The 6,318-nt window shown below is 71.6% G+C and carries 4 protein-coding genes and 2 pseudogenes; all 6 read left to right on the top strand.

Features of this window, described 5'->3' with window-relative positions; all coding sequences use genetic code 11:
* Window positions 1–186: 186 nt before the first annotated feature.
* Window positions 187–399: pseudogene (locus AC2W7M_RS17940) on the top strand (MTH938/NDUFAF3 family protein); the annotation flags it as partial.
* A gap of 88 nt (window positions 400–487) precedes the next feature.
* Window positions 488–1,366, top strand: coding sequence for a phytoene/squalene synthase family protein (locus tag AC2W7M_RS17945; protein WP_486133745.1), 879 nt, complete (start codon window positions 488–490; stop codon window positions 1,364–1,366).
* Window positions 1,367–1,457: 91 nt separating this feature from the next.
* Window positions 1,458–2,171 carry a metal-dependent hydrolase gene (locus AC2W7M_RS17950; RefSeq protein ID WP_486133747.1) on the top strand — a complete coding sequence of 238 codons (714 nt, stop codon included), beginning with the start codon at window positions 1,458–1,460 and terminating at the stop codon, window positions 2,169–2,171.
* Window positions 2,172–2,397: 226 nt separating this feature from the next.
* Window positions 2,398–4,219 (top strand): annotated as a pseudogene (gene recQ / locus AC2W7M_RS17955) (DNA helicase RecQ).
* 54 nt (window positions 4,220–4,273) lie between these two features.
* Window positions 4,274–4,828 (top strand): Holliday junction resolvase RuvX, encoded by a 555-nt coding sequence (ruvX, locus tag AC2W7M_RS17960; protein ID WP_486133749.1) that lies wholly within the window; start codon window positions 4,274–4,276, stop codon window positions 4,826–4,828.
* Between the two features lie 302 nt (window positions 4,829–5,130).
* Entirely contained in the window at window positions 5,131–6,036 is a 906-nt protein-coding gene (locus tag AC2W7M_RS17965; protein ID WP_486133751.1) for an AEC family transporter, read from the top strand.
* The last annotated feature ends 282 nt before the right edge of the window (window positions 6,037–6,318 follow it).

Consider the following 6,318-nt stretch of genomic DNA (forward strand, 5'->3'; position numbering starts at 1 on the left):
GACGCGCCGACGACGCCGGAGGGGCCGCAGACGGCCCGAGACCCGACCCATCCGCCCCAAGCCGTCCGACGACCCCGGAAAGGCGTGAGCGTGGCCGGCCGGCAGGACCAGCCCGTCGGCGCGCCGTTCCTGCCCCGGCAGGTGTCCATCGACGGCTACCGGGACAATTTCTTCCACTTCGCCGGCATGTCCCATGCCGGCTCGATCCTGGCGCTGCCTTCGGGCGTGCGCCCCTGGGGCGTTGGCGCCTTCCGGGACGTGGACGCGCACGCGCTCGCGCCCATCCTCGCCGAGGCCGGGGCGTTCGAGCTGCTGTTCCTCGGCACCGGCCGCGATCCGGCGCACCTGAAGGAGCCGCTGAAGGCCCTGCTGCGGCAGGCGGGCCTGCGCTTCGAGCTGATGCCGACGCCGGCTGCCGCCTCCACCTACAACGTGCTGCTCGCCGAGGGCCGGCCGGTGGGGCCGCTCTGGTGGCGCTGTGAGCGCCATGGCGCTGGACGCCGCCTACGCGCATTGCGCCGATCTGGTGCGCACGCAGGACCGCGACCGGTTCCTGGCCGCCTTGTTCGCGCCCGAGGCCGCGCGCCGGCATCTGCTCGCGCTCGCCGCCTTCAACGTCGAAGTGGCGCGGGTGCGGGAGGTGGCGCGCGAGGCGCTGCCGGGAGAAGTCCGCCTCGCCTGGTGGCGCGAGTTGATCGAGGGCGAGGGCCGGGGCGAGGTGGACGGCCATCCGGTCGCCGCAGCCCTGCGCGACACCATCGCCCGCTTTTCGCTGCCCCGCGCCAGCCTCGCCGCGCTCGCCGATGCGCGCATCTTCGACCTCTATGACGATCCCATGCCGACGCTGGGCGACCTGGAGGGCTATGCCGGCGAGACCGCCTCGGCATTGCTCCAACTCTCCGCTTTGGTGCTGTCGCCCGCCGCCGCGGCGCAGGCGGGCGATGCCTCCGGCCATGGCGGCGTCGCCGTGGCGCTCACCGGGCTGATGCGCTCCTTTCCCATCCATGCGGCGCGCGGCCAGTGCTTCCTGCCGCTCGATCTCCTGGCGCGCCATGGCATCGGCCGGGACGCCGCCGTCTCGGGAACGCCGACGCCCGCGCTTCTCGCGGCGCTTGCCGACCTCCGCGCGGAGGCACAGCGGCACCTGTCCGCCGCCGGGCGCGGCGTTCGAACCGGGATCGTCGGCCGCGCCGCCATCGCCGCCCCGTTCCTGCCGCTGGCTCTGGTGGCGGGCGATCTGAACGCACTGGCGAAGGTGCGCGATCCGTTCCGCGAGATGGCCGGCCTGTCGCCGCTGCGGCGGCAGTTCGGGCTCTGGCGCGCGGCGCGCCGGGCGGCGGCGGGCAAGGCTTTCATCCCCCGCTGAGCGCGCATGGCGGATTGCGCCGGCGGACGGCTTCTTCGATACTCCGCCCGCCTTCCCCTCCCTTTCTCCGGCTCCACGGGGTTTGAATTCCATGAAGATCACCTGGCTCGGCCATGCCGCCTTCCGTCTGGACTTCTCGGGCAAGGCGGTGCTCATCGATCCCTTCTTCACCGGCAATCCGGTGTTCAAGGGCACGCGCGAGGAGGCCGCGCGCGGCTGCACCCACATCCTGCTCACCCACGGCCATGGCGACCATATCGGCGACACGGTGGCGATCGTCGAGGAGGCGGCGGACGCCGCGCGCGAGATCCCGGTGGTGGCGAACCCCGAGATCTGCGCCTTCCTCGCCGGCCAGGGCGTCGGCTCCACCGCCTTCATGAACACCGGCGGCACGGTCGACATGGGCGGCTTCACCGTGACCATGGTGCGCGCCGACCATTCCTCGGGCGGCAATTCGAGCCCGGCGGAATATCTCGGCAACCCCTCCGGCCTCATCATCAAGGCGCCGGGCGAGCCGACGGTCTGGCACATGGGCGACACCGACATCTTCTCGGACATGGCGCTGCTGTGCGAGATCCACGAGCCGAAGGTGGTGTTCGTGCCCATCGGCGACCGCTTCACCATGAGCCCGAAGACCGCCGCTTTGGCGGTGAAGCGCTTCCTGCCCGGCGTCGAGACCGTGGTGCCCTGCCACTACGCCACCTTCCCGCTTCTGGTGCAGGACCCCTCCGGCTTCATCGAGGCGCTGAAGGGCCACCCGGTGAAGATCGAGGCGCCCGCCGTGGGCGGCAGCTTCGAGGTGTGAGGGGAGGCGGCCTGCGGGCCTGCAGTGGCGTCACCCTCCGGCTTGTCCGGAGGGTCCACCATGCCGTTCGTCCAGCGGTGGGGTGGATGCCCCGGACAAGCCGGGGTATGACGCTGGTATGTTCGATGGGCGCCGATCCCAGTCCCGATCGAGGGCGGCGCGCCAGTCTTCCTTCGGAAATGCCTGCCACCCATTGCCCGCGCCCCGCGCGCGGCTATAAGGCCCCATGACCGCTCTCGCCACTTCCACCCGCACGGCCACCGACGTGCTGCGCCACGTCTTCGGCTTCGAGCGCTTCCGCGGCCGGCAGGAGGAGATCGTCGCCCATGTCTGCGCCGGCGGCGATGCGCTGGTGCTGATGCCCACGGGCGGCGGCAAGTCGCTGTGCTATCAGGTGCCGGCCTTGGTGCGGCCGGGCACCGCCATCGTCGTATCGCCGCTGATCGCGCTGATGCACGACCAGGTGCAGGCGTTGCGCCAATTGGGCGTGAAGGCGGCGATGCTGAACTCCTCGCTCGCTCCGGGCGAGGCGCGGCAGGTGGAGCGCCAGCTCGCCATGGGCGAACTGGATCTGCTCTATGTCGCCCCGGAGCGCCTGCTCACCGAGAGCTTCCTGACGCTGCTCGACGGCGCCCGCATCGCCCTGTTCGCCATCGACGAGGCGCACTGCGTCTCCCAATGGGGTCACGATTTCCGGCCCGAGTATCGCCAGCTCACGGTGCTGCACGAGCGCTTCCCCGGCGTGCCGCGGATCGCGCTCACCGCCACGGCGGACGGGCCGACCCGGCGCGAGATCGTCGAGCGGCTGGCGCTGGAGGAGGGCAGGGTGTTCCTGTCCTCGTTCGACCGGCCGAACATCCGCTACCGCATCGTGCCGAAGAACAATCCGCGCGCGCAGCTGCGCGCGTTCCTGGACGACCACGAGGGCGAGGCGGGCATCGTCTATTGCATGAGCCGGGCGAAGGTGGAGACCACCGCCGAGATGCTGTCGACGGAGGGGCGCACGGCGCTGCCCTACCATGCCGGGCTCGACGCGGAGACCCGCGCGCGCCACCAGGACCGCTTCCTCAAGGAGGAGGGGATCGTCATGGTGGCCACCATCGCCTTCGGCATGGGCATCGACAAGCCGGACGTGCGCTTCGTGGTCCATCTCGATCTGCCGAAGAGCATCGAGGCCTATTACCAGGAGACCGGCCGCGCCGGCCGCGACGGCCTGCCCTCCGAGGCGCTGCTGCTCTACGGCCTGGAGGACGTGGCGAAGCTGATCCAGTTCGTCGATTCCTCCGACGCGCCCGATGCGAGGAAGCGCGTGGAGCGCGCCAAGCTCGATGCCCTTCTGGGCCTCGCCGAGACCGCCCGCTGCCGGCGGCAGGTGCTGCTGTCCTATTTCGAGGAGGACCTGCCGCAGCCGTGCGGCAATTGCGACACCTGCCTCTCGCCGCCCAAGACCTTCGATGGCACCGAGGCGGCAAGAAAGCTGCTGTCCTGCGTCTACCGCACCGGCGAGCGCTTCGGGGCGGGACACGTGATCGACGTGCTGCTCGGCCAGGCCACCGAGAAGGTGGCGAAGTTCGGCCACGACAAGATTTCCACCTTCGGCATCGGCAAGGCGTTTTTCCCGCGACGAGTGGCGCGCGATCGTGCGCCAGCTCGTGGCCATGGGCCTCCTGGTGGTGGACGTGGAGGGCCACGGCGCGCTCGGCCTTGCCGAGAAATGCCGGCCGGTGCTGCGCGGCGAGGAGAAGGTGGAACTGAAGGCCGAGGCTCGCGCCCGTCCGGCCCGCACCGGCGGCGGCGAGCGGGCGCCGCGCGCCCAGCTCTCCGATCCGCAGGACGAGGCGCTGTTCCTCCGCCTGAAGGCGCTGCGCCTGGAGATCGCCCGCGCCCAAGGCGTGCCGCCTTATGTCATCTTCCACGACACAACCTTGATGGAGGTGGCGCGCCTCCGCCCCCGCTCGCTGGCCGCCTTCGGCGACATATCCGGCGTGGGCGAGGCCAAGCTCGAGCGCTACGGCAATGCCTTCCTGGCGGTGGTGGACGAGGGGTGAGGTGAGGCTGGCGCCGGCCGCTGAAACAGGCGAGGGTGCGGCAGACAGGAACCCATGACCACGCCTCCGACGACACCCATACCCGCCGTTCCCGCTCCGGTCCTTCCCCTGGCGCAGATGGCGCCCCTCTTGCCGGAGCGCGGGGCCCTGCTGGGGCTTGACCTCGGCACCAAGACCATCGGCGTGGCGTCCTGCGATCCCGACCGGCGCGTCGCGACCACGGTGGAGACGGTGAAGCGCACCAAGTTCACCGCCGACGCCCTGCGCCTCGTGGCGCTCGCCGATGAGCGGCGCGCGGTGGCGTTCGTGCTCGGCCTGCCGCTCAACATGGACGGCAGCGAGGGGCCGCGCGCCCAGGCGAGCCGGGCCTTCGCCCGCAATTTCGCGCGGCTGGCCGGCCGGCCCATCGCACTGTGGGACGAGCGGCTCTCCACCGTGGCGGTGGAGCGGGCGCTGATCTCGGCCGACATGAGCCGGGCCAAGCGCGCCGCCGTGGTGGACCAGCATGCGGCGCAGTTCATTCTGGAGGGGGCTCTGGATTTCCTCGCCCGCGTGCGCGCCGCGAAGCCTGATGATTTGCCTTCGGACGCATCGCCGAACGAACGGTGATCGCACGGCGGCGGCCGATTCGGTCACGCTCCGTGCCACCGACGTTCCGCCAGCGCGCCGGCCGTCGTCCTGAAACGGGACGCGCCCGCGTCGCCGCACTGAGTGGGAACGAAGCGGCATCGCGGCGCCGCCGCCGATTCGGTCGCGCTCCGTGCCGCTCCCGTTCCTCCGCGCCGCGGGCGCGTGTGCCGAAATGGGATCGGCCGGCAAAAAGGGAAAACAGGGCGGTTTCCTTCGGCCCCCGCCGCCTCTATGACGGGGCGCTCCGGGAGCCGCCCGCGCTCCCGCCCTTCGTGCGTGCCATGTCCGTCATCCTCACCGCCCTCGTTCCGGTCTTCCTCATCATCGCCCTCGGCGCGGCGCTGCGGCGCGTGCTGCTGAAGGACCCGATGCACTGGGCCGGGCTGGAGCGCCTGACCTATTTCGTGCTGTTCCCGGCGCTGCTGGTGGTCTCGGCGGTGAAGGCGGACCTCTCGAAGGTCAACGTGCTGGCGGTCACCGGCACGCTGCTCGGCGCCGTGCTGGTCCTGTCCGTCACCCTGGTGGCGCTGAACCGGCCGATCATGGCGCTGTTCAAGCTGGACGGGCCGGCCTTCACCTCGCTCTACCAGGGCTCGTTCCGCTGGAACACCTACATCGCGCTGGCGGTGGCGGGCGGGCTCTATGGCGCGGAGGGCATCACCGTCGCCGCCGTGGCGCTTGTGGCGATGATCCCCTTCCTCAACGTGATCGCCGTGGTGGTGCTGGCCCACTTCGCCGGCCGCGAGCCGCCCACGGTGACGGGCGTCCTGCGCCAGCTGGCGCAGAACCCCTACATCTCTGCGTGCCTCATCGGCGCCGCCATCAATTATGCGGCGATCCCCATCCCGGCGGTGCTGCTGGAGTTCGGGGACGTGCTGGGGCGCGCCTCGCTCGCGGTGGGGCTGCTGGTGGTCGGCGGCGGCCTCTCGGTGTCCCAGCTCGCCCGCCCCAAGGCGGCGGTCTATTTCGCGAGCGTGCTCAAGCTGCTGGTGAAGCCAGCCATCGCCATCGCCATCGGCCTGTGGGCGGGCCTGACGCCGATCGAGCTGGCGGTGGTGGTGGTGACGGCGTCGGTGCCGTCGGCGCGGCCGGCTACGTGCTGGCGCGGCAGATGGGCGGCGATGCGGCGCTGCTGGCGGAGATGCTCACGGTGCAGATCCTCGCCGCCGCCGTCACCATGCCGCTGATGGTGGGGCTCGCGCAGTCGCTGTCGCACTGAGCGCGCGGTAGCGCGCTCAGCACGATGCATTGGCGCGGCGGCAGCCGCGCTCAGCACGAGGATTTCGCGCGGCGGCAGCGGCGCTCAGCAGGGCGACCAGTAGCCGTAGCCGCGTCCGTCGGTCTGCACCCAGCACTGGCGCGGGCCGGGGCGGGCGGGCGGCTCCAGATAGACCACCGGCGGCTCCTGGTAATACACCGTGGGCCGGCGGCGGGGGGCGGCGCCGCCACCGCGGCCCGCGATCGCCGCG

This window comes from Xanthobacter sp. BG11Y11_SDJG (assembly GCF_057364445.1).

Coding starts and splice junctions, on each gene's coding strand:
- AC2W7M_RS17945 (WP_486133745.1), top strand. CDS start 488: ATGGCGCTGGACGCCGCCTACGCGCATTGCGCCGATCTGGTGCGCACG.
- AC2W7M_RS17950 (WP_486133747.1), top strand. CDS start 1,458: ATGAAGATCACCTGGCTCGGCCATGCCGCCTTCCGTCTGGACTTCTCG.
- ruvX (WP_486133749.1), top strand. CDS start 4,274: ATGACCACGCCTCCGACGACACCCATACCCGCCGTTCCCGCTCCGGTC.
- AC2W7M_RS17965 (WP_486133751.1), top strand. CDS start 5,131: ATGTCCGTCATCCTCACCGCCCTCGTTCCGGTCTTCCTCATCATCGCC.